This is a genomic window from Acinetobacter sp. YH12233 (assembly GCF_013417725.1).
Lineage (GTDB): Bacteria > Pseudomonadota > Gammaproteobacteria > Pseudomonadales > Moraxellaceae > Acinetobacter.
In genome coordinates this window covers 1-22,815 of record NZ_VPDK01000037.1, presented here as the reverse complement: position 1 = coordinate 22,815, position 22,815 = coordinate 1, and the positions used below count along the sequence as shown (strand labels likewise).

23 protein-coding genes are annotated in these 22,815 nt (G+C 42.2%); 8 read left to right on the top strand and 15 right to left on the bottom strand.

What is annotated here, in order from left to right; genetic code table 11:
• Positions 1 to 99 precede the first annotated feature (99 nt).
• The 3 genes from FTV12_RS13435 (at position 100) to slyD (ending at position 3,532) form a co-directional block, all read left to right on the top strand.
• A complete protein-coding gene (locus FTV12_RS13435) occupies positions 100 to 1,413 on the top strand; it encodes a D-alanyl-D-alanine carboxypeptidase PBP6B (protein WP_180034212.1) in 1,314 nt (437 codons plus the stop codon).
• A 213-nt stretch (positions 1,414 to 1,626) separates the two neighbouring features.
• Positions 1,627 to 2,913 (top strand): NAD(P)/FAD-dependent oxidoreductase, encoded by a 1,287-nt coding sequence (locus tag FTV12_RS13430; RefSeq protein ID WP_180034211.1) that lies wholly within the window; start codon positions 1,627 to 1,629, stop codon positions 2,911 to 2,913.
• A gap of 136 nt (positions 2,914 to 3,049) precedes the next feature.
• Complete coding sequence (gene slyD, locus FTV12_RS13425; protein WP_004784172.1) at positions 3,050 to 3,532, top strand: peptidylprolyl isomerase; 483 nt, start codon at positions 3,050 to 3,052, stop codon at positions 3,530 to 3,532.
• A gap of 139 nt (positions 3,533 to 3,671) precedes the next feature.
• On the opposite strand, the gene FTV12_RS13420 is transcribed toward slyD, so the two are convergent.
• From FTV12_RS13420 to FTV12_RS13400, 5 genes are all read right to left on the bottom strand, one after another.
• Positions 3,672 to 4,445 carry a M48 family metallopeptidase gene (locus FTV12_RS13420; protein ID WP_180034210.1) on the bottom strand — a complete coding sequence of 258 codons (774 nt, stop codon included), beginning with the start codon at positions 4,443 to 4,445 and terminating at the stop codon, positions 3,672 to 3,674.
• Between the two features lie 112 nt (positions 4,446 to 4,557).
• Positions 4,558 to 4,866 carry a hypothetical protein gene (locus tag FTV12_RS13415; protein WP_180034209.1) on the bottom strand — a complete coding sequence of 103 codons (309 nt, stop codon included), beginning with the start codon at positions 4,864 to 4,866 and terminating at the stop codon, positions 4,558 to 4,560.
• 93 nt (positions 4,867 to 4,959) lie between these two features.
• Entirely contained in the window at positions 4,960 to 5,745 is a 786-nt protein-coding gene (locus FTV12_RS13410; RefSeq protein ID WP_180034208.1) for a M48 family metallopeptidase, read from the bottom strand.
• A 129-nt stretch (positions 5,746 to 5,874) separates the two neighbouring features.
• Positions 5,875 to 7,194 carry an adenylosuccinate synthase gene (locus FTV12_RS13405; RefSeq protein WP_180034207.1) on the bottom strand — a complete coding sequence of 440 codons (1,320 nt, stop codon included), beginning with the start codon at positions 7,192 to 7,194 and terminating at the stop codon, positions 5,875 to 5,877.
• Between the two features lie 79 nt (positions 7,195 to 7,273).
• A complete protein-coding gene (locus FTV12_RS13400) occupies positions 7,274 to 8,440 on the bottom strand; it encodes an ATP phosphoribosyltransferase regulatory subunit (protein ID WP_180034206.1) in 1,167 nt (388 codons plus the stop codon).
• Between the two features lie 473 nt (positions 8,441 to 8,913).
• On the opposite strand from FTV12_RS13400, the gene FTV12_RS13395 reads away from it, so the two are divergent.
• Together FTV12_RS13395 and FTV12_RS13390 are read left to right on the top strand one after the other, a co-directional pair.
• A complete protein-coding gene (locus FTV12_RS13395) occupies positions 8,914 to 9,660 on the top strand; it encodes an AzlC family ABC transporter permease (protein ID WP_180034205.1) in 747 nt (248 codons plus the stop codon).
• Positions 9,657 to 9,956, top strand: coding sequence for an AzlD family protein (locus tag FTV12_RS13390; RefSeq protein ID WP_180034204.1), 300 nt, complete (start codon positions 9,657 to 9,659; stop codon positions 9,954 to 9,956). Before FTV12_RS13395 ends, FTV12_RS13390 begins: the two co-directional genes overlap by 4 nt.
• Positions 9,957 to 9,992: 36 nt before the next feature.
• Here the strand turns inward: FTV12_RS13390 and FTV12_RS13385 are convergent, their stop codons facing one another.
• The gene (locus FTV12_RS13385; protein WP_004815405.1) at positions 9,993 to 10,289 is read right to left on the bottom strand and encodes a hypothetical protein; all 297 of its coding nucleotides are present in this window, start codon (positions 10,287 to 10,289) and stop codon (positions 9,993 to 9,995) included.
• Between the two features lie 179 nt (positions 10,290 to 10,468).
• A complete protein-coding gene (locus FTV12_RS13380) occupies positions 10,469 to 11,497 on the bottom strand; it encodes a type I glyceraldehyde-3-phosphate dehydrogenase (RefSeq protein ID WP_180034203.1) in 1,029 nt (342 codons plus the stop codon).
• Between the two features lie 409 nt (positions 11,498 to 11,906).
• Here FTV12_RS13380 and alaS point away from each other — a divergent pair, with 409 nt between their 5' ends.
• The 3 genes from alaS (at position 11,907) to csrA (ending at position 16,451) form a co-directional block, all read left to right on the top strand.
• Positions 11,907 to 14,600, top strand: coding sequence for an alanine--tRNA ligase (alaS, locus tag FTV12_RS13375; protein ID WP_180004057.1), 2,694 nt, complete (start codon positions 11,907 to 11,909; stop codon positions 14,598 to 14,600).
• Positions 14,601 to 14,664: 64 nt separating this feature from the next.
• Entirely contained in the window at positions 14,665 to 15,945 is a 1,281-nt protein-coding gene (locus FTV12_RS13370; protein ID WP_159123232.1) for an aspartate kinase, read from the top strand.
• 248 nt (positions 15,946 to 16,193) lie between these two features.
• On the top strand, positions 16,194 to 16,451 hold the full coding sequence (gene csrA, locus FTV12_RS13365) for a carbon storage regulator CsrA (RefSeq protein ID WP_004784202.1): 258 nt from the start codon (positions 16,194 to 16,196) through the stop codon (positions 16,449 to 16,451).
• 79 nt (positions 16,452 to 16,530) lie between these two features.
• Here the strand turns inward: csrA and rnhB are convergent, their stop codons facing one another.
• From rnhB to FTV12_RS13325, 8 genes are all read right to left on the bottom strand, one after another.
• Complete coding sequence (gene rnhB, locus FTV12_RS13360; RefSeq protein WP_004784204.1) at positions 16,531 to 17,121, bottom strand: ribonuclease HII; 591 nt, start codon at positions 17,119 to 17,121, stop codon at positions 16,531 to 16,533.
• Positions 17,122 to 17,178: 57 nt separating this feature from the next.
• Positions 17,179 to 17,559, bottom strand: a complete 381-nt coding sequence (locus FTV12_RS13355) for a hypothetical protein (protein WP_159123230.1) — start codon at positions 17,557 to 17,559, stop codon at positions 17,179 to 17,181.
• A gap of 184 nt (positions 17,560 to 17,743) precedes the next feature.
• Positions 17,744 to 18,088: a hypothetical protein gene (locus tag FTV12_RS13350; RefSeq protein ID WP_180034202.1), complete on the bottom strand. Its 345-nt coding sequence runs from the start codon at positions 18,086 to 18,088 to the stop codon at positions 17,744 to 17,746.
• Positions 18,089 to 18,170: 82 nt separating this feature from the next.
• A complete protein-coding gene (locus tag FTV12_RS13345; protein WP_180034201.1) occupies positions 18,171 to 19,172 on the bottom strand; it encodes an adenosine deaminase in 1,002 nt (333 codons plus the stop codon).
• A gap of 77 nt (positions 19,173 to 19,249) precedes the next feature.
• Positions 19,250 to 20,572, bottom strand: coding sequence for an NCS2 family permease (locus tag FTV12_RS13340; protein WP_004815389.1), 1,323 nt, complete (start codon positions 20,570 to 20,572; stop codon positions 19,250 to 19,252).
• A gap of 441 nt (positions 20,573 to 21,013) precedes the next feature.
• A complete protein-coding gene (locus tag FTV12_RS13335; RefSeq protein WP_004784216.1) occupies positions 21,014 to 21,202 on the bottom strand; it encodes a hypothetical protein in 189 nt (62 codons plus the stop codon).
• A gap of 472 nt (positions 21,203 to 21,674) precedes the next feature.
• On the bottom strand, positions 21,675 to 22,457 hold the full coding sequence (gene yaaA, locus FTV12_RS13330) for a peroxide stress protein YaaA (protein ID WP_166136046.1): 783 nt from the start codon (positions 22,455 to 22,457) through the stop codon (positions 21,675 to 21,677).
• Positions 22,458 to 22,561: 104 nt separating this feature from the next.
• Positions 22,562 to 22,815: transposase (locus tag FTV12_RS13325; RefSeq protein WP_180025485.1), on the bottom strand; the 254-nt coding region annotated here is incomplete at its 5' end.

Here is a 22,815-nt window from a genome sequence, read left to right as displayed (position 1 = left end):
GCATTTGTCTACATTTCTGACTAGCTATCCTTAAAAAAAAGGCATAGCATGCGTGAAAATTAAATCGTTCATCGACCGGTTGGTTATTAAGGAACACCTTTGAAATACATCATCTCACTGCTTGCAGTTCTCAGCCTGTTTGTGCCTGCAATTTCATATGCTGCCCTTCTGAATATTTTGCCTGAAAGCGTTGAAGCAGAAGCATGGACCATTCTTGATTCACAGTCAGGCCAGGTCATTGCCGAACACAATGCCGACGTTCAACGTGCTCCAGCTTCCCTCACCAAAATGATGGTCGCTTATATTGCATTGAAAGAAATTCAGGCGGGTAAATTAGATAAAAGTGAAGTATTAACTGCAACACCGATTGTGAAAACAGTGATGTGGGATGAGTCACAAATGTACCTGAAAGAAGGTGAGCAGATTTCGATTGATCAGCTTCTGGCAGGTCTGATTATCATGTCGGCGAATGACGCTGCTGTGACATTGGCAGAAAAAATTTCAGGTGATATTCCAAGCTTTGTCGAGCGAATGAATCGGGAAGCAAAATCGTTGGGCATGACCCATACCCATTTCCAGAATCCGGCCGGTATTACCATGCCTGAGCACTATTCTACTGCAGCGGATCTGGCGCGTTTGTCGGCAGCTGTAGTCAATCAGACTCCGGACTATCTGTATTATTCCAAGCAGCCAAGTTTTAGCTATAACAACCATTTCCACCGTGCCACTAACCGTGTGTTGCAAGTGGACTCAAGCGTCGATGGTTTAAAAACTGGCTTTACTCGTGCAGCCGGCTATAACCTGGCGCTCACTGCCAATCGTCCGACTTATGACATGGAACTACCTCACCGTCGTTTGATCGTGGTAGTTCTAGGTACCAAAAGTGCTGCCAAACGCGCTGAAGTGTCGCATAAGTTAATGAATCTGGCGTATACCTATACCCGTAATGAAGTCGCCATTAAAGACAAACAGCTACTCGCTGAATTACCGGTGATCAAATCGACTTTGAAAATGTTTAAGGTAGAGACCAAGCAGCCGCAGATTATTACCACCTCTTTATATGATCAGAATTATGCCATTGATCTGAACCAGTTCGATCAAAACCATCAACGGGTAATGTTGAATACAGGTGATGGTGTAATGCAAAGCATTGAACCGCTCCATGAAACCCAAACTCATATCAATGTAGAAATGACTGCTTCTGAGTTGATTGCACCTATGGCCAAAGTGATGCCATTAGCGACGATTCATGTCTATCAGAATAATCAGCTTATTCGTACCATCCAGATTGAAGATATGGTGGAACTTGAAGAAGCCAGTTTCTTCCAGAAATTTCTGAGCTGGTTATCCAGCTTCTTTAGCATCTTTGCAGAAAGTGCACCAAGTGCCAAACTCTATCCAATCCAGAAATAAACACTGAATACAGTTAGAAGGCCTCTCATTTGCCTTCTAACTCCCACCATAGATTTCTTCTCTTCTCTCGTCGATTTTACCTCTTCTGCCATAATTGCTACGTTTTGTAATTTGTATAACAATTCTAATCAAGACGGCCTGCTGCCCATGCCATAGTATATTTGGTCTAAATTTCTCTTATTTTTATTAGAAAAATAAATAGGTTAATAATATATGACAGCACATCGAATCGTAATTGTAGGTGGTGGCGCAGGTGGATTGGAGCTGGCTACTCAACTGGGCGAAACCTTAGGCAAAAGTGGCCAAGCGCATATCACGTTGGTAGATCAGAAACTGACACATATCTGGAAACCCTTATTGCATGAAATTGCTGCAGGTACGCTTAATCCGCATGCAGAAGAAACCAATTATTTTAGTCATGCTGCAGCTCATCATTATCACTTTGTGCTGGGAACATTTGTTGATCTTGACCGTAAAGCTAAAGAAATTATTCTGGAAACAGATTACTTTTCTAAAAAAGCTCAGCCTAAACAGAAGAAACACATCAGCTATGACACGCTGGTGCTGGCATTAGGTTCCACTTCCAATGATTTTAATACGGAAGGTGTTGCCCAATACTGTCATTTTCTCGACAGCCGCCAGCAGGCCGATGTCTTTCAGCAGGATCTGCTACATCTTTATCTCAATGCTCAAAATCAAACCTCTTCCCGTGAGCTTAAAATTGCCATTATTGGAGCCGGTGCAACTGGTGTAGAACTGGCTGCCGAGCTGGTGATCGCCAAACAAAACTTTTTTAAATATGGTCTGAACAAGATTGATCCAAATAAAGTCAAAATCACTTTGATTGAAGCCGCTGACCGGATCTTACCTGCACTGTCTGAGAAAATGGCTGAACACACCATGGAGCAGCTCAATCGTCTAGGTATTGAGGTATTAACCAGTCATAGGGTCGCTAAAGTCGATGAAGACCAGATTTATTTTGCAGATGGTTCAAGCCTCGAAGCAGAAATTAAAGTCTGGGCTGCTGGAATTAAAGCACCAGAAGTTCTGGCAAAACTTAAAGAGCTGGAAAAAGACAACATTAATCGCCTAAAAGTTTATGCAACTCTGCAAACTTTGTCAGACCCGGATATTTTCGTTTTTGGTGATTGTGCTCACTGTCAGCCTGAAGCAGATCAACCGGTTTTAGGCCCCCGTGCACAGGTCGCCAGCCAGCAGGCCGCTTTTCTGGTCCGAGCCTTAAAAGCACGCATTAATGGCGAAAGCTATTTACCGATGTTCAAGTTTTCTGACAAAGGTTCATTAGTGTCTTTAAGTCAAAACAGCGCTGTCGGTGAATTATTGGGTCAGGTCAATGTTCAAGGCTTTGTCGCGAAATCCATGTATGTATCCCTGTACCGGATTCATCAGGCCACCATTCATGGCTATACCCATGCTGGTCTGTTAACTGCCAAAGACTTTGTTACACGAAAAATTGCACCCAAGCTGAAATTGCATTGAAATTGTAAATATTGTCCTCATATATGAAAAAATCGTCATTAAACATGTCAAATTGCATTTTTTTGCTATTTTTAGTCTACAAAAATACAATTTCACTTTATGATGTACCCTTAAAAAATTGAATGGATCAATTAATATGACTGCTATTGCAAATAACCTCGTGGTTTCTTTCCACTACACATTGACTAACGCAGAGGGTGAAACTCTCGACAAATCTCAAGGTGAACCACTTGCCTATTTGCACGGTGCAGGTAACATCATCCCTGGTTTAGAAAAAGCTTTAGAAGGCAAAACTGTTGGTGAAAAATTCACTGTAAATGTTCCTGCTGCTGAAGGCTATGGCGAATATAACCCAGAGCTAGTGCAAGAAGTGCCTAAACAAATGTTCCAAGGCGTAGACAACATCCAGGCAGGCATGCAGTTCCAAGCACAAACTGATGACGGCGTTCAAATCGTAACTGTTAAAGCAGTTGAAGGTGACAACGTAGTTGTTGATGCTAACTTCCCGCTTGCTGGTCAAGATTTAACTTTCGAAGTTGAAATCGTGTCTATCCGTGAACCTTCTCAAGAAGAACTTGATCACGGTCACGTACACGGTGCAGGTGGTCACCACCACTAAGACTTCCCAGTCTTTAGCACAAAAAGGCAAAGTGAAAACTTTGCCTTTTTTATTGCCTTAAGATTTTAAATATAAAAAAGCAGGACTACTGCCCTGCTTTTCATCATTAAAATCGCGAATCACTCAAATTACGCAATCATTAACGTTTGTTATAGATCTGCATTGCTGCTGGCAGATTTTGACGCATTGCTGCGATACGCTGACTGTTCGATGGGTGAGTAGACAGGAAAGTCGCGCCAGTGCTACCACCTTCAAGCTTGTTCATTTTTTCCCAAAGAGTAATCGCTGCATTCGGGTTATAGCCAGCACGCGCCATGAGAGTTAAACCGCCCTGATCAGCACGGCTTTCTAGGTTACGTGAGTAAGGCAAGCCGATACCAATCTGGCTACCCAATTGTGCTACTGCAGCACCACCTTGTCCTACGCCCGCTGCATTTAAACCAATACCCAATGCCAGATCAGTCAGGGCTTGTGCACCAAGTTTCTGTTTCGCGTGCTCTTCCAGGGCATGGATCATTTCATGACCCATAATGGCTGCGATCTCAGCATCGGTCAGATTCAACTTATTCACGATACCGGTATAGAACACCACTTTACCACCAGGTGCGACAAAAGCGTTGACCTGATCAGATTTTAGTACGGCTAACTGCCATTGGAATGCAGTACCCGTCTGGTTCAGCTGGTTGGCATAAGGTTTTAAACGGTTAAAAACAGCATTAATACGACTATATGTCGCTGAACTGGTATCCAGCTGGCCTTTCGCTTTAGCGTCTGCCACCATGGCATTGTAGCTTTGGCTGGCTGAAGCATTTAAAGTCGCAGTATCTGCACCTGCAATATCGGCAATAGTTGTACAACCAGACAAAGTAATGGCTGCGGCTGCACCCATACCTAACAAGAATTTATTTTTCATTATAGTGACTCCACCATAAGCAAAAGGTTAATTTACATTGTAAAAAATTATAAGTTAAAGGCCGGAGCAACTAAATGTACAATTACTTCATCTTGTTATATTTTATGTAATTTTAACCCCAATACTGTATCGTAAGCCAATAAATCAGACAGACAATATTTAAACCTAAATATAAATAACACAAAGGTTTAATTTTTTCTTCTAAAATTTCACTTTTACGCTTAAAAAATAGAAAAGCATTCTGTAACAAGATGACCGGTACCAATACACAGGCAATGATCACACTCAAGCCAATAAATGCACCGTAAATAATGTCAGGATCCTGAGTTTGGGCACGGATAATCAGCATCGCAATTGTCGGTGCGCCGCCCATCGCGAATAACAAGGAATAGAACATCGTTCCCGAGATATTTTTATGCATCCTGCATACTCATATTTTATTTTGTTTTATTCTAACAAGCGCCATGCCACTGCACAGCACTTGCTGTTAAGACTTTAGTCCTGAATTTCCAAATTATTTCTTAGCTTTATATACCGTCATCGCTTCAGGCATCAGCTGTTGCAAGACTGCAATTCGGTCATCATTTGTTGGATGCGTAGATGTAAATTTATTCAGGACGCTATTGCCACGGCTGTCTTGCGCATTCATTTTTTGCCACAACGTAATCGCTGCATTCGGGTTATAGCCCGCTCGTGCCATTAGCATGAGCCCGCCTTTATCGGCACGGCTTTCCAGATTACGTGAGAATGGCAAGCCCACACCAAATTGAGCACCCATATCCAGCAGTAGCCCACCATAACCACCAGCGGACTGCCCGACATACTTGCTACCGATACTTACTGCCAAATCGGTAAGTGCTTGCGCTCCTACCTTATTTTTAGAATGTTCCTCAAGCGCGTGCACCATTTCATGTCCCATGATGGCAGCAACTTCATCGTCTGTAAGTTTTAGTGTGTCGACAATACCCGTATAGAACACCACCTTGCCACCTGGTGCGACATAGGCATTAATCTCGTTAGATTTGATCACAGCCACTTGCCAGTCAAACTTCTGCCCAGTCTGATTCAGTTGATCCGCATACGGCTTCATTTTCAGGAAAACCCGATTTACTTTTTTATAGGTGGCAGAAGTCATATCCAGAATCTGTTTCTGCTTGGCCTCTGTCAGCATCTGATTATAGCTTTGTGCTGCACTCAGATTTAATGTCGCTGAATCAGCTCCCATCAAATCTGCAACCGTAGTACACCCCGTTAATGTGGTCGCAATGACAATCCCCGCCAATAAATTTTTATATTTCATGACCTTCTCAAATATATAAGGTCAAAACATCATAAAGAATCCAAACAGGTTTTCAATCATTTTTATAAGCTTTTCCAAATAAAAAACCCTGTGAAATCACAGGGTTTTTATCATTTTCAGCTTAAAGGATTAAGCATCAAACGGATGGCGAAGAATAATGGTTTCTTCACGGTCTGGACCAGTTGAAATGATGTCGATTGGACATTCAATCAATTGTTCAAGACGTTTCACATAGTTAATTGCCGCTTGTGGCAATTGATCTAGTGATTTCGCACCGAAAGTAGATTCTTTCCAGCCTGGCATAGTCTCGTAAATTGGTTTTAAAGTTTCAAATGCAAGCGCATCAGAAGAACCAACACAGCCAGAATCAGCAGCTTCGTAACCTACACAGATTTTCACTTCTTCCAAACCGTCAAGAACGTCAAGTTTAGTCAAGCAAATACCAGACAGTGAGTTCACTTCTACTGAACGACGCAGGATTTCAGCATCGAACCAGCCACAACGACGTTGACGGCCAGTAGACGCACCAAATTCTGAACCTACAGTACCCAGGTGTTTACCAATTGCATCACCTGTATCTGTTGCAGCGTCATACACCAACTCAGTTGGGAATGGGCCTGAACCTACACGAGTAGTATACGCTTTAGTAATACCCAGTACATAGTCAAGGTGTAATGGACCAAGACCTGAACCTGAGCTTACGCCACCAGCAGTCGTGTTTGAAGAAGTCACGTACGGATATGTACCGTGGTCAACGTCAAGCAATGAACCTTGTGCACCTTCGAACATGATTTTCTTGCCAGCTTTACGGTAAGCGTGAAGTTCACCAGTCACGTCCATAACCATAGGCTCGATCACTTTGCGCCATTCGTCGCAAAGCGCAAGTACGTCTTCAACTTTAACTGCTTCAACACTGAAGAATTGAGTCAATTGGAAGTTGTGGTATTCAAGCAATTCTTCAAGCTGAGCTTTCAGATGTTCGCCACCACGTACCAGGTCAGCAACACGGATTGCACGACGTGCCACTTTATCTTCATAAGCAGGCCCGATCCCACGACCAGTTGTACCGATTTTCGCATTACCACGTTTTTTCTCACGAGCTTGGTCAAGTGCGATGTGGTGTGGAAGAATCAATGGACAGTTTGGAGAAATGCGTAGACGTTCACGTACTGGCACGCCTTCTTTTTCAAGAATATCCATCTCTTTGATGAGCGCTTCAGGTGAAAGAACCACACCATTACCAATTAAGCACAATACGTTTTCACGTAAAATACCTGATGGAATGAGGTGTAATACAGTTTTCTTACCACCAACCACGAGAGTATGACCTGCGTTATGTCCGCCTTGATAACGAACTACTGCAGCCGCTTGATCTGTGAGCAGGTCGACGATTTTACCCTTACCTTCGTCGCCCCATTGGGTACCAAGTACCACAACATTCTTGCCCATAATAGCCTCATTACATCATGCTGTTAAAGTTGAAAGTCCCACTCAGCGACATGAACACTGAGTAAAACAATTAAAGCGATTAAATCGTTTTGATGGTCCACTCACCGTCCACATTCACCAGCTGGTGAGTTGCATACGGTACTGAGTTTAAATCATCATTACCTAATAACTGAATTACACTTAAGCCTTGTGCACGGGTTGCCTGAATCGCATTTAACAGCGCAGCATCTGTACCCTTAGGTGCTACCACAACTTTAGCTGTAGCAAACTTGCCTGCACTTAAAGCATATAAGTCACAAGAGAAACCGGTTGCCGGACGTGCACGACCAAAATGCTCACCAATGCCATCATAACGGCCACCTTGTGCCAGTGCCGCAGCACGGTTCGGTGCATAAACGGCATACATCAGGCCAGTGTGATAATGGTATGAACGTAACTCGACGACATCAATCCCAATATGCAGATTCGGCCAGCGTGCCTGAACTTCATTTTTGGTGGTTTGCAGTGCATCAAATGCCTGTTTGAAGGCTGGATTTTCTAATACTTCAGCACTTAAATTCGTTTTTAAGGCATCCAGATCACTTGCAAAGCGGCCAAGCGTATAGAAGTCTGAACCAAACTTAAGATTTGCAGTAAATTCAGCTAATTCTGGCAACGCTTTACGTTGATAAAGATCAGACAATTGGCGTTCGGTTGCCTTACTTAAACCCGCTTGTGCAATCAGACTACGGAACAGCCCCACATGACCTAAATCAAGGTGGATACCGTCGGCCAGACCTGCTTCCTGAATCAGGCTGATCATCAAGTCAACCATTTCCACGTCAGCGTCAATGCTGTCTGAACCAAATAATTCTGCACCTAACTGCAATGGTGCACGTGTGGTATTAAATCCTTGAGGTTTCGTATGTAAAACCGTACCCGCATAACAATAACGAGCCACACCTTCCACTGGATGTACATGCGCATCGATACGAGCCACTTGTGGTGTCATATCGGCACGCACACCAAGCAAACGGCCAGACAACTGGTCGATCACTTTAAAAGTGGCTAAGTCTAAATCCTGATTCGATTCTGAGAGAGAAGATAGAGATTCAATGTATTCAATAAATGGCGTGTACACCAGCTGATAACCTCGAGATGCGAGGAAATCCAGTGATTGACGGCGCAGGCTTTCGATGACTTGCGCTTGTTCTGGTAATACATCAGCTACACCATCAGGTAATAACCATGTCTCTGAAATGGGCATGTTGTAAACCTAAATTCTTGTCAGCGCGGAATAAACCGCATAAAAAAATCGGGAGCACACCCGATTTCTCCTAGTCTAGCACGATCGTTTAGGCTGTGCATCGCAATTTTGATAATTTTCTCTGACTGAACAAAGGACTTAGATAGATAAACCGAACCATCTCCCTCTTATCAAGAGAAAATAGGCTGAATAAAATTTAACAACCAACATATCAACTTGATTTTCTAATATATTTCCCCAACCAAAACAATGACGAAAAACTTATTCTTGATTCAATCCTCATCTATCCAAGGGTAAGAATTTATAAAATATCAGTACTAGATGCTTAAAAATAATCCTATACAAAAACTCAATGTGGGAACTTAAATGACCAAGAAAACAGCATCATTCTGGTAGAGTTTAAAGGCACTGCAAAGACTCCTATATTTCTTATAAACTTTCTTTCCCCCTCTAGAATAAAACCTGATTATCTCATGCCTCCCTTTCAGCCACGTATTACGCCTTCTGATGCTACTCCTCTGAGTGATTTTCAGCGTGGTGTGAAAGACTGCCTACCTTTATTATTAGGTGTAATTCCTCTGGCGCTGGTCTTGGGCGCAACAGCAGCACAAAAAGATTTTAGCCTGCTTGAGGTTCCCTTGCTGACCGGGCTGAACTTTGCTGGCGGTTCCGAGTTTGCAGTTTTAGAAGCCTGGACTGATCCACCGCATCTGCTTACCTTAATCTTTATTAGTTTTCTCATTAACAGCCGCTATATTCTGCTCGGTGCCAGTTTAGTACCTTATTTAAGACATCTTCCAAATCGAAAAGTCTTTCCGGCATTATTCTTTATGGTCGATGAAAACTGGGCCTTAAGCCTGACCGATGCACAGCGTCGACTGGCACAGTTTGGTTATCGATATGCTTTTAGTCTGCCTTATTATGCCGGGCTATGTATTGTTCTTTATCTGGCCTGGGTCGGCTTTACGACACTCGGTGCCCTGCTTGGACCTGTGCTAGGTGATATTAACCGTTTTGGTTTTGATATGGCTTTCCCCGCCATTATGCTGGTCTTGCTGAAAGGCATGTGGAAAGGCTTTACTGAAGCCAGACCTTGGCTAATCAGTTTTATTTGTGCTGCTCTGGCTTATAGCTATCTACCGGGCAACTGGTATGTGCTGATTGGTGCGCTTGCAGGCATTGCCGCTGCCTTCTGGCTCATTCAGAAGGATGAAGCATGATTCAGATGAGCACTTTTATCGCAATCTTATTGGTGGCGCTAACGACTTACTGCGCCCGGATACTTGGCTATGTCTTACTCAAAAATAAAACTTTGAGCAAACGTCAGCGTAAAATTCTGGAAGTGATTCCAGGCTGTGTACTGATTTCGATGATCACCCCATATTTTTTACGAGATGATCCGGCTGATCTGATCGCTATAATAGTGACACTATTCGTTGCATCACGCTTTGGCATGCTGCCGACCATTTTGATTAGCATGGCCTCGGCAGCTATTTTAAGAACCTTACTAGTTTAAATCCTTTATATAAGGCTAAGCCAGCATGAAAGGGTCTTATGACTTTGGTTCTACTACTTTAGCGAGCAGATTTACCAGTTCTGCATTTTGCAGCTCAACTTTTTGCAGTTTGGCTGTAGTCTGATCTAGTACTTCCTGCTGTACATGCATCTTTTTCGCCAGATCCTGCATAATTTCCAAGGTCTTTTTTAAATTTTCTTCCAGATGTGCCACTTTTTCCTCAACTGGCACGCCTTCCACATTTTGTGAACTCTCATTATTATTAAATTGCAGCCAGATCAAAAAAATCACAGCCAAGGTCAGTAATATAATAAATCCCCAGATCAACATCATGTGCTTGCTCTTATTCCATTTAATTATCTTTATCTTAACGAAAAAATATCCAGATCACAGAAATATTCGGCATAAATCCAGAGCTTTTCGATCAATTACGTTCAACTTCTTATTCATTTTCTTCTAATTTTTTAATCTTGCATAAAAAAGCACCCCATTTGGGATGCTTTCAAAATAGCTTAATCTGTATAAAAGGATTCACAGAGATCCAGCAAACGGTTGGCATAACCCCATTCATTATCATACCAGGCAAATACTTTAGCCTGATGCCCCACTACCAGGGTTTGGGTCAGATCAACAATCAATGAGTAAGGCGAATGATTAAAGTCTGAAGATACTAAAGGCTCATCTGTCACAGACATGATTTCAGCAAAATCCTGACGTGCAGCGTTAATTAATAGTTCATTTAACTGATGATCAGTAATGGGTGACTGAGAAATAAAAGTCAGATCAATTGCTGCGACATTAATGGTTGGCACGCGAATCGAATAACCATCAATCCGGTTCGCCATCTTCGGCATTACGCGTTTTAAAGCACCCAAAGCTGAAGATGTGGTTGGAATAATATTTTGCCCGGAAGCACGGGCACGTCTTAAATCACGATGGGCATGATCCAGTACTGACTGATCCGCAGTCACCGCATGAATTTCAGTCATCAGTGCAGTCTCAATCCCAAAGGCATCATCAATGATTTTGACTAGCGGTACCAATGCCTGCGTAGTACAAGACACGCTAGAAATAATCTGGTCACTTTCTTTGACATCACGATGGTTGACGCCATAGACAATTGCAGCATCCACCGTATCAAACGGTGCAGCGCCGATAATCACCCGTTTTGCCCCGGCAGTAATATGCTGAGTCGCAGCCTCACGCGAACGGAATAAGCCGGTACATTCCAATACCACATCAATATTCAGTTCATGCCATGGCATTTCCACCGGATTCGCCTGTCTTAACACCTGAACTTTCTGATAAGCATCGCGATAAGTGACATGCAGGTAGGCATACTCATCTTCATAAGTCAGATCAACCTGCCCCGGGAAACGGCCATGAGTAGAATCATATTTAAATAAATGCAATAAGGTTTCAACGTCGGCAACGTCATTAATGGCAACGATGTCAAAATTAAAATCTTTCGGATTTTCAAACCATGCACGCAACACATTGCGTCCGATTCGTCCAAAACCATTAATTGCGATACGTTGCATCGACGTTCCCTACTGCGGCATAAAACTTTGTGCGCCTATATTAATGGAATTATCCAGCTGACTGATAACTATTCAGCTAAATCCACTAAAAATTACACAGAATGTCCAATATTTCATCGAAAAATTCATGCTTTGCTTGAAGTAATCCAGTCTTTCTATCAGCGAGAATTAAGATAAATTGCTGTAATGACAATAGCTTTTGATTTTGCAGGGCATTTTTCTGATTTTTCTAATATTCATTCCTTATAGTTTTATGATCTATAAATATGAAAATCATTGGTTGAACAGGCATTTTCCGTTATAATTTGGCGTTTTTAAATATTTAAGCCCCGCATTGCAGCAGAGAACCAACCTTCTTGTCAGACTGTAATGTTTTTAGCCAAATCGGAAATTATGGAGTGACTTGGTTGTGAGTACTCGTTTTATGACATCAGCTGAAATTCGCGAAGCTTTTTTAAGCTACTTTGAATCGCAAGGGCATACACGTGTCGCGTCGAGTTCTCTGGTTCCTGCCAACGACCCAACATTATTGTTTACCAATGCTGGTATGAACCAGTTTAAAGACTGCTTCCTGGGTCTGGAAAAACGTGACTACGTTCGTGCAACATCTTCACAAAAATGTGTACGTGCAGGTGGTAAACACAACGACTTAGATAACGTTGGCTACACAGCTCGTCACCACACATTCTTTGAAATGCTGGGTAACTTCTCGTTTGGTGATTACTTCAAACGTGATGCGATTAAATTTGCTTGGGAATTTCTGACCGGCGACAAATGGCTGGCACTGCCTAAAGACAAATTGTACGTAACTGTGTATCACACTGATGACGAAGCGTTTGATATCTGGAATAAAGAAGTTGGTCTAGATGCCAGCCGTATTATCCGCATTGGTGATAACAAAGGCGAAAAATACGCATCAGACAATTTCTGGGCAATGGGCGATACTGGTCCTTGTGGTCCATGTTCTGAAATCTTCTATGATCACGGTGAGCACATTTGGGGTGGCCTGCCTGGTACACCTGAAGAAGATGGCGACCGTTTCATCGAAATCTGGAACAACGTATTCATGCAGTTCAACCGTACTGCGGATGGCGTCCTGCACCCTCTTCCAGCACCTTCTGTTGATACCGGTATGGGCCTTGAGCGTATTTCTGCGGTTCTGCAACATGTCAACTCTAACTATGAAATCGACCTGTTCCAAAACCTGTTAAAAGCTGCTGCTGAAATTATCGGTCTAGATACTTCAGATATTGAAGCGAAAGCACAAGCTGAAAACAAACCGGTTGAATACCCTGCTTCACTTAAAGTGGTTGCTGACCATGCACGTTCATGCTGCTTCCTGATTGCGGATGGTGTGAACCCTTCGAATGAAGGTCGTGGTTATGTACTGCGTCGTATCATCCGCCGTGCCGTTCGTCACGGTAACAAACTGGGTGCGACTGGTTCATTCTTCCACAAAATGCTTCAGCCTTTAATTGATGTAATGGGTGCTGCTTATCCAGAGCTTGAAGCAAACAAAACACGTATCGAAGCTGCATTGCTGAAAGAAGAAGAACAATTCGCGAAAACACTTGAGCAAGGTCTGAAATTGCTTGAAGGCGAATTGGCAAACCTGAAAGGTTCTGTGATTCCAGGTGAAATCGTATTCAAACTTTATGATACTTACGGCTTCCCAACTGACCTTACAGCAGATATCGCACGTGAACGTGATTTAACGATTGACGAAGCTGGCTTTGAAAAAGAAATGGCTGCACAACGTCAACGCGCACGTGATGCCGGTAAATTCGCAATCGACTATAACAGCGTTGTTAAAGTTGAAGGCGAAACTCAGTTTGAAGGTTATGACGCGACAGCAGGTCAAGGTCAAATCATCGCAATCTACAAAGATGGCGAACAGGTTGACGAAGTGGTTGAAGGCGACGAAGCATTAATCGTTCTTAACCAGACTCCTTTCTATGCAGAAAGCGGTGGTCAAATCGGTGATACAGGACTCTTCAAAAACGATACCGGTATTTTCGAAGTTCAAGATACCAAAAAATCTGGTGGTGCATTCGTTCACCAAGGTATCGTGACTATGGGTAACTTGAAAGTTACTCAAAACGTGGAAGCAACGGTTAAAGCCGACATTCGTGCCGCAACTGCACGTAACCACTCTGCAACTCACTTGCTACACGCTGCCCTACGTCAAATCCTGGGTTCACACGTACAACAAAAAGGTTCATTGGTTGCGTCTGACGTATTACGTTTCGACTTTGCTAACGATCAGCCTGTAACGTTTGAGCAACTGCAAGAAATTGAACGTCTGGTAAATGCCGAAGTGATTGCCAACACGCCTGTTACCACTGAACTGCTCGACATCGAATCTGCGAAAGCCAAAGGTGCGATGATGCTGTTCGGTGAGAAATACGGTGAAGAAGTTCGCGTATTGTCTATGGGTTCAGTGATTGACGAAAAAAACTTCTCAATCGAGCTGTGTGGCGGTATTCACGTGAAACGTACAGGTGACATCGGTCTGTTCAAAATCACTTCTGAAGGTGGTGTCGCAGCAGGTGTACGTCGTATTGAAGCCGTAACCGGTACTAAAGCGGTTGAAGCCGTACAGAAAGTCGATCGTGATGTTCAATATATCAATGGTTTGTTAAAAGCACAGAACCATCAAACAGTCGAAAAAGTTGAAGCTGTGGTGGACACTGCGCATCAATTGCAAAAACAGATTGAACAGCTGAATCAAAAATTGGCAAGCCTACAAGCCGGTGAACTTTTAAGCCAGGTTCAAGAGCTTGCTGGTCGTAAAACATTAATCACGACTGTTCAGGGTATGGATGCGAAAGCACTACGTAACCTGCACGATGGTGTGAAATCAAAATTAGAAAATGCAGTCATTGTTCTTGCAGGTGTAGAGGGTGACAAGGTTAGCTTGATTGCATCTGTAGCTAAAGACTTTACTGCTTCTATTAAAGCAGGTGACATCATCAAACACTTGGCAACTGAGCTAGGTGGTAAAGGTGGTGGTAAACCTGACTTGGCACAAGGTGGCGCGCCACTTAACGAGAAGTTTGCTCCAGTGATGGCTGATTTAGCAGCTTGGCTTGAAGCAAAATAAAAACTTCATTTTGTGTAACTGACCCTGATCGGAAAATCAGGGTCATGGTTTATATGGAACAACTATGGCATTAATCGTTCAAAAATATGGCGGTACCTCAATGGGTACTCCCGAGCGCATTCTCAATGTTGCTCGTCGTGTGAAGCGCTGGCATGACCATGGCCACAAGATGGTTGTAGTCGTATCTGCTATGAGTGGTGAAACCAACCGCTTGCTTGCTCTCGCGAAAGCCATTACCGAAACCCCTGACCCACGTGAACTTGACCAAATGGTTTCTACGGGTGAACAGGTAACGATTTCCATGTTAGCTATGGCGCTGAATTCAATTGGCGTTGAAGCTAAATCTTTAACTGGTCGCCAGGTTGGTATTAAAACTGACAGTGCATTCACCAAAGCACGTATCGAATCTATTGATACCGATGTATTGACTGAAAACCTGGATGCAGGCCGCGTGATCGTGGTGGCTGGTTTCCAAGGCTTTGATGCTGATGGCAATACCACAACTTTAGGCCGTGGTGGTTCTGATACTTCAGGTGTCGCACTTGCTGCAGCGCTTAAAGCGGATGAATGTCAGATTTACACAGACGTTGATGGCGTATATACGACTGACCCTCGTGTTGCGCCTAAAGCGAAAAAAGTAGACCGTATCTCTTTCGAAGAAATGCTGGAAATGGCATCTTTAGGTTCTAAAGTTCTTCAAATTCGCTCTGTAGAATTTGCAGGCAAGTACCAAGTGCCTTTACGCGTACTCTCAAGCTTCGATAATGACAATGATGGCGCATTTGACGAAGACTTCAAAAACAACGTCGGAACTCTTATTACTACTGAACTGGAAGACAACATGGAACAGCCAATTATCTCTGGTATCGCGTTCAACCGCGACGAAGCTAAACTGACTATTCTGGGTGTTCCAGATGAGCCAGGTATTGCATCTAAAATTCTTAAACCAATTGGTGATGCCAATATCGAAGTGGATATGATTATCCAGAACGTTGAAGAAGATGGTACAACTGATTTCACGTTTACTGTAAACCGCGGTGAACTCGCTAAAGCCAAAAAAATCCTTGAAGAAACTGCTCAAGCGATTGGCGCACGTGAAGTTGCAACTCGTGATGACATCGTAAAAGTGTCTATCGTAGGTGTAGGTATGCGTTCTCACGCTGGTGTAGCGAGCAAAATGTTCACTGCCCTTGCTGATGAAGGCATCAACATCCTGATGATTTCTACTTCTGAAATCAAGATTTCAGTAATTATCGAAGAGAATTATCTTGAGCTTGCAGTTCGCTCACTTCACACTGCGTTTGGTTTAGACCGTGAACATGGTGAATCTAGCGCACGCGCTTAAGAGAACTACAAAATACCGTCATTGTCTGACAGTATTTCATTAAATCTCTACAAAAATGCAGGGCCACTATAGTTTTTTTTATAGTGGCTCTGTTATATTAAGCCTAAGGATTTTCAACAGTCTGGATAGTTAACCTCTTCATTTCATGGACAGGACTTTCTATTCAAACTTTAATTATATAATTTTAGGTTGTATTTTTTTATTACATTCAATAGATTGCAGGTTTTGCATTTTGCAAGGAGAGAAACATGCTGATTTTGACTCGACGCGTCGGGGAAACTTTAATGATCGGAGACCAAGTCAGCGTGACTGTACTTGGCGTAAAAGGCAACCAGGTTCGTATTGGGGTAAATGCTCCGAAAGAAGTCTCTGTACACCGTGAAGAGATTTACCAGCGTATCCAGCATGAACGTGCAATGCATGAACATCTTCAGCATATTGACCAGGATTATCAGCCTTCTTCTTATGAAGATGATAACCAGACACAAAATAACTTTAACCGTTAATTTTGTATGAATATAAAAGCGGCTTTTAAGCCGCTTTTAATTTGTCTAATTTTCAACTGCATAGCAAAATAATCAGACTTTATCCTGCCTGCTGCTGATCAAGCAACGCTGCCAGCACTTTTTTCACCGGTCCGAAACTACGACGGTGCTCATCAATCACCCCGTGTAAGGCAATCGCTTCAAAATGTGCTTTGGTCGGATAACCCTTATGCTTGGCAAAGCCAAATTGTGGATACTTCTGATCCATCTCTACCATCTGGCGATCCCGGGTCACTTTTGCCAGAATACTGGCTGCCGAGATTTCAGGATGCAGAGCATCCCCACCTACAACCGCATCACAGCTCATCGCAAGACCCTGAGGAATCTTGTTGCCATCGACCAGTACATGTTCCGGCTGAATGCTTAATGCTTCCACAGCGCGGCGCATTGCCAGCAAAGAGGCCTGCAAAATATTATGCTCGTCGATTTCTGCCGCAGAGGCTTCAGCGATGGCCCAAGCCAGTGCTTTTTCCTGAATCTCAATAAAAAGTTTTTCGCGCTTCTTCTCGCTTAGCTTCTTGGAATCATTTAAGCCCTCAATCGGGTTATTCGGATCCAATATCACAGCCGCAGCGACCACCGATCCTACTAATGGCCCACGCCCTGCTTCATCTACACCAGCAATATTCATTTTATTTCCCATAAAAAATAGGCTGAACCAGTCAGCCTATTCAAATTTGATTTTGACTTAGTTTACCGCTTCAGCCACGCAAGCGTTAATAGTATTTGCAACGACATTGCCTACAATAGTTGCACGTGCTGCTGGGTCAATTGCTGCAGTCGCCAAATCTACCGCAGTCACGTTTTGTGGTGCTTTTTCACTCACGCAACCACAAATTTCAGACTGGATATTCTGTTTTTGTGTTTCTGTCATTAAACGTGTTGCAGTTTGCCAAGCCGGAATATTATTTAGTTCAGTAACACATTTTGCATTGATGGCAATTTTAATGGCTGCAGAACCGAGTTGCTGACCTGTACTTGCTTGAGTTGGGGTGCCTGTACCTTGGGGTGCTACGCAGGCAGAAAGAACAAGTGCTAATGGAGCAACAACAGCCAATAATTTTTTCACGGATTTTATCCTTTTTTCAACTTTTAAAATATGCAGCTATTGTGCCGAAGTTTATCGCAATAAGAAATCTAAAAATGCGCCATGATGTCTAATCTGCGCACAGCCAGATTCACAGCCATCACAGGAAAGAAGACTCACTACTCATTTAAGGGTAAGGCCTGAATAAGCCAGCACCCAAAAATCCTTAATTGATAAACTCGCCCATACAGCCTTTTAAGCTATTGGCAATTGCTTTACGGGTCAGCTCTTTTTTAGTTTCTTCATCAACGGTTGCTTTTAACAGGGTTTTAGCCGGAACACCTTCCAAGGCATGCTCACCTACACAGCCACATACTTTTTGCTGTAAATGCTGTTTATTGGCTTCAGCCATGAAATAAGTACCCATTTTCCAGACTTTGGAATCTTTCAGCTCTTGGCTACACTGATATTCAATCAGAGGTTTCAGGGCTTTCTGAGTCATTGAGGTATCTGCACAAGCAGGATTGATTAAGCTAACAGCCAGAACAGGCCACAGGAATTTTAATTTCATCTTTGGTTCACAGATCAGATTAAATAAAAAGGCAGAGCGAACTCCACCCTCTTTGGGCTAACAAATTTACTGGAATGATATTTTAAACGAGTGCCTGAATCAGGCTGATCCATTTCTGTTTTTCAGCATCAGAAATAAATGAAGCTTCAAAAGAATTGATCGCCAGCTGTTTTAGCTCATCATTGCTTAGGTCCAAAGCTTCAGCAATGGCAATGAAATTGTCATTCATATAACCACCGAAATACGATGGATCATCTGAATTCACTGTGACATGCACGCCGTGCTGCAACAGGCGACGGATATTATGCTGCTGCATATCATCTACCACACACAGTTTCAGGTTTGAAAGTGGACATACTGTAAGCGGCATCTTCTCTGCAATCAAACGCTGCATCAATTCTGGATCTTCCTCAGAACGTACCCCATGATCAATACGGTTTACTTTTAATAAATCCAAAGCTTCCCAGACATATTCTGCCGGACCTTCTTCACCCGCATGTGCAACCACCAGAAAACCGGCTTCACGCGCTTTGGCAAAGACACGTTCAAACTTAGACGGTGGATGCCCGACTTCACTTGAATCCAGCCCTACTCCAATGATTTGATCTTTATAAGACAGCGCTTGCTCTAATGTCTCAAATGCTGCCTCTTCACTTAAATGACGTAAGAAGCACATAATCAGATGTGAAGTAATGCCTAATTTAGCTTTCGCATCATCACAGGCTCTCTGCAAGCCATTGATCACGGTTTCAAAAGCAATGCCACGATCGGTGTGGGTTTGCGGATCAAAGAACATTTCAGTATGCACGACATTGTCATCTGCGCATTTTTCAAAATACGCCCAGGCCAGATCATAAAAGTCCTGTTCATGAATCAGAACATTGGCGCCCGCGTAGTAGATATCTAGGAAAGATTGCAGATTATGGAAATTATAAGCCTGCTTTACTTCCTCAACCGATTTATAAGGAATGCTAATTTCATTACGCTGTGCAATTGCAAACATTAACTCAGGTTCAAAGGTACCTTCGATATGCACATGCAGCTCAGCCTTTGGCAAGGCCTGAATCAATTCAAGACGGTTCATCGCTACTCCTGATTAAACCTGAGAAAAATAAAAAAGGGTGCAAACTGAGTTTACACCCTTTTGATATTCGACAAAAATTAGCCGCCAAACATCCAGAACTTCAATGCCCACAGTACTGCGATGATCCATACCATGTATGGAACAGTTTTCGCTTTACCTGTCAACAGTTTAATCAGCGCATAGCTGATAAAACCCATTGCGATACCATCTGCAATTGAGTACGTAAATGGCATGAATACAATGGTCAGGAACGCCGGAACCGCTTCAGTAATATCATCCCATTCAATATGGACAATACCCTGAATCATCAATACACCGACAAATAGCAATGCTGGTGCAGTTGCAAAGCCTGGTACAGATTGAGCCAATGGAGCCAGGAACAGGCAGGCAATGAACAGCAAGCCAACCACAACTGCAGTCAGACCGGTACGACCACCTGCTGCAACACCCGCTGATGACTCAATATAAGGTGTAGTTGAAGAAGTACCCAAAGCAGCACCTGCAACAATCGCAGAAGAATCGGCAAATAATGCTTTTTTCAGACGCGGCAATTTACCATCTTTTAACAAACCTGCACGATGTGAAACACCTACTAGCGTACCAGTAGAGTCAAACAGATCGACCAAGAAGAATACGAAGATCACACCGATCAGGCTGGCTGTAAACAGACCTTGAAAGTCCATTTGCAGGAAGGTTGGTGCCAGTGAAGGAATTTGACCCACTACACCTTGGAACTGGTTATAACCTAAAGCAGTAGAAATCGCAGTGATTACCAAAATACTGATAATGATCGCACCACGTACTTTGAAGTGATGCATTACCACCACTAACAGGAAGCCAAGTAGCGCAAGCATAACAGTTGGCTGTTTCAAATCACCCAGACCCACCAAGGTCGCTTGATTATCAACAATGATGCCAGCATTTTTCAGTGCAACCAGGGCCAGGAACAGGCCAATACCACCGCCAATCGCCAGTTTGAGTGACATTGGAATGGCATTGACAATCGCCTCACGTATTTTGAACATACTGATGGCAATGAAGACCAGACCAGATACAAATACTGCACCTAATGCAGTTTGCCAAGGCACACCCATTCCCAGACAGACTGAGTAGGTAAAGAAGGCATTCAGGCCCATACCCGGTGCAAGTGCGATTGGATAATTGGCAATTAGCCCCATCACCAGACAGCCAATTGCGGCTGCAAGACAGGTGGCTACAAAGACAGCCCCATGATCCATCCCGGTTTCGGATAAAATCATCGGATTAACAATAATGATGTAACACATTGTCAGGAACGTGGTTACACCTGCCAGAACTTCTGTACGGAAACTGGTTTTGTTTTCACTCAGTTTGAACAGACGTTCCAGCATATTTTCTGAAGATGGATTAGGAGTCGTCATGACCTAGCCCCTATTGAGTAAACTTTATGCTTTAAGCATGCCGCCGAATCCAGGAAATTTTATAGAAAACTTCATGAATTTTAAGGATCTGTTAGCAACGAATATGCCAGCTTCGCCCTTTAGCGGGTCAAAATGTTTCAATAGCGAACAGTAAGAAAACTGCGCTAGAAAAACTCAAAAAACAATCTAAACAAAAAAGCTGCATAACCCCTATGCAGCTTTTTTCATCATTAGAATCAAATACTTAATTTAAGTAAATTTGATCTAACTTTATCTTTTGCAAATTATAACACATTGATTTCTGATTGCTTCTTAGAATTTATATTTTATTAAAAATTAATATAATCTAGTTCTACTATTATTAAATTTTCTTTTATTTATTATAATTTTATTTTTATCTTTTTACCTGTTTCCCTAATCAAAGAGCTTAGTACAAATCTATTAAGGTCGGGGCCGATTTGCATTCAGCAATTTAGTTGAATGTTGTACTTCTTTCAGAATCTGATGAAGCTCTTCATGTTTTCTTGTTTCGGCCTGTTGGTGAACACAATAACCGAGTAAACCCACCATCAGCACAAAAATAGGAATTGTATAAATTTTCATTTTTGTAGTTGAGTTATGTAACAGCATTGAAATTATGCTAACAAAATAACAATAAAATTGTGACATAGTTTACAAATAACCCGATAAAATGCAGTTTTTTCAAATATTTAGGGTCTTTTCATTCTTCGTTTTTTTATACTTCTTATTCAATTAATCATAATTTTCTGAGCCATATTTTTTTATTTTTTAGTCATTTTTTGAATATTAAAAGAAATTAATTGATTGATTCTATTTTTTATTTTTTTAGAAATTTGTCTTTACTATATAAATTTATCGAGTGAAAAATATCTTTTAAAGCTCCCTATAGCTTTCATTATTTTATTTAGCTTTTCTTCTAAAAAATTTATCCATTTCCTGTTAAAAATTCTTCTAAATAAATGATATTTTGGAAGTTCCTTCCCTTTTTTTTAATTTTTATTCAATTCAATATTGCTAAACTTAAATTCACCCAAGACTTTTAAGAAAATTTCTTCATTCAGCCTTGGGTAAATCTTTTACCTTAAGCAGCTAGCTGCTCATCACGTCTAAATACCAACTCACCTTTTAATGAACTTTCAGCATCAAAATAATACCCATCGGTATTAAAGGCTTTTAAGTCTTCAGTTCGTTTGATCTTGTTTTCAATGATAAAGCGCGCCATTAAACCACGAGCTTTCTTGGCATAGAAGCTGATGACTTTATATTTGCCATTTTTCTGATCTAAAAATACCGGCTTGATGATTTCAGCCTGAATTTTGCTTTCTTTCACTGCCTTGTAATATTCATCAGAGGCAATATTGACCAGAATTTCAGACTCTGCTGCTGCCAGATCATGATTGATCAGGTCAGTGATGGTTTGTCCCCAGAACTCATAGAGATGAGCACCACGTGGGTTAGTCAATTTGGTTCCCATCTCCAGACGGTAAGGCATCATCAGATCCAGCGGACGCAATAAGCCATATAGGCCGGATAACATACGCAGATGGTTCTGTGCGTAATGAATCTGATCCTGCTTTAACTGGTAAGCATCCAGACCGGTATAAACGTCCCCTTTAAAGGCAAAGATTGCCTGACGAGCATTGGAAAAATCAAAATCTGGCTGCCAGTCTCTAAAGCGTTCCGCATTCAGATTGGCAATTTTTTCACTGACGCTCATTAAGCTGGCAATTTCAGTTGCGGATAACTTGCGGGCAACTTCTATCAATTCCTGGGAATGTTCCAGCAATCTTGCCTGAGTAAATTGATCGGTAGGTAAAGGTGTTTCGTAATCTAGAGTCTTGGCTGGAGAAATTAAAGCAAGCATAGCAACCTGGTTAAAAAATGATTAATCAAACTATATCAGTAGACTTATTTTAATTCCAATTCATGTTTTTAGGGTCTGTTGACACTTACTGTTCATAATTAACCCTATAACGGTAGCCATAAAAATATACAGGCTAAGGCAACAGAACTTTGATAATTTCTTTTGAGCTTGTCATATCGAGTAGCTATTCCTCTAAATTGCTTTAATCTACAAAACATATTTTCAACTAAATGCCTGATTTTATATAAATACCAGTCCATATGGTCATTGTTCGATTGGCTATTCGTTTTCTTTGGTATATTCGCTTTAGTCCCTGTTTTCCTGATCTGTTCACGCAGTGGTTCTGAATCATAGCCTT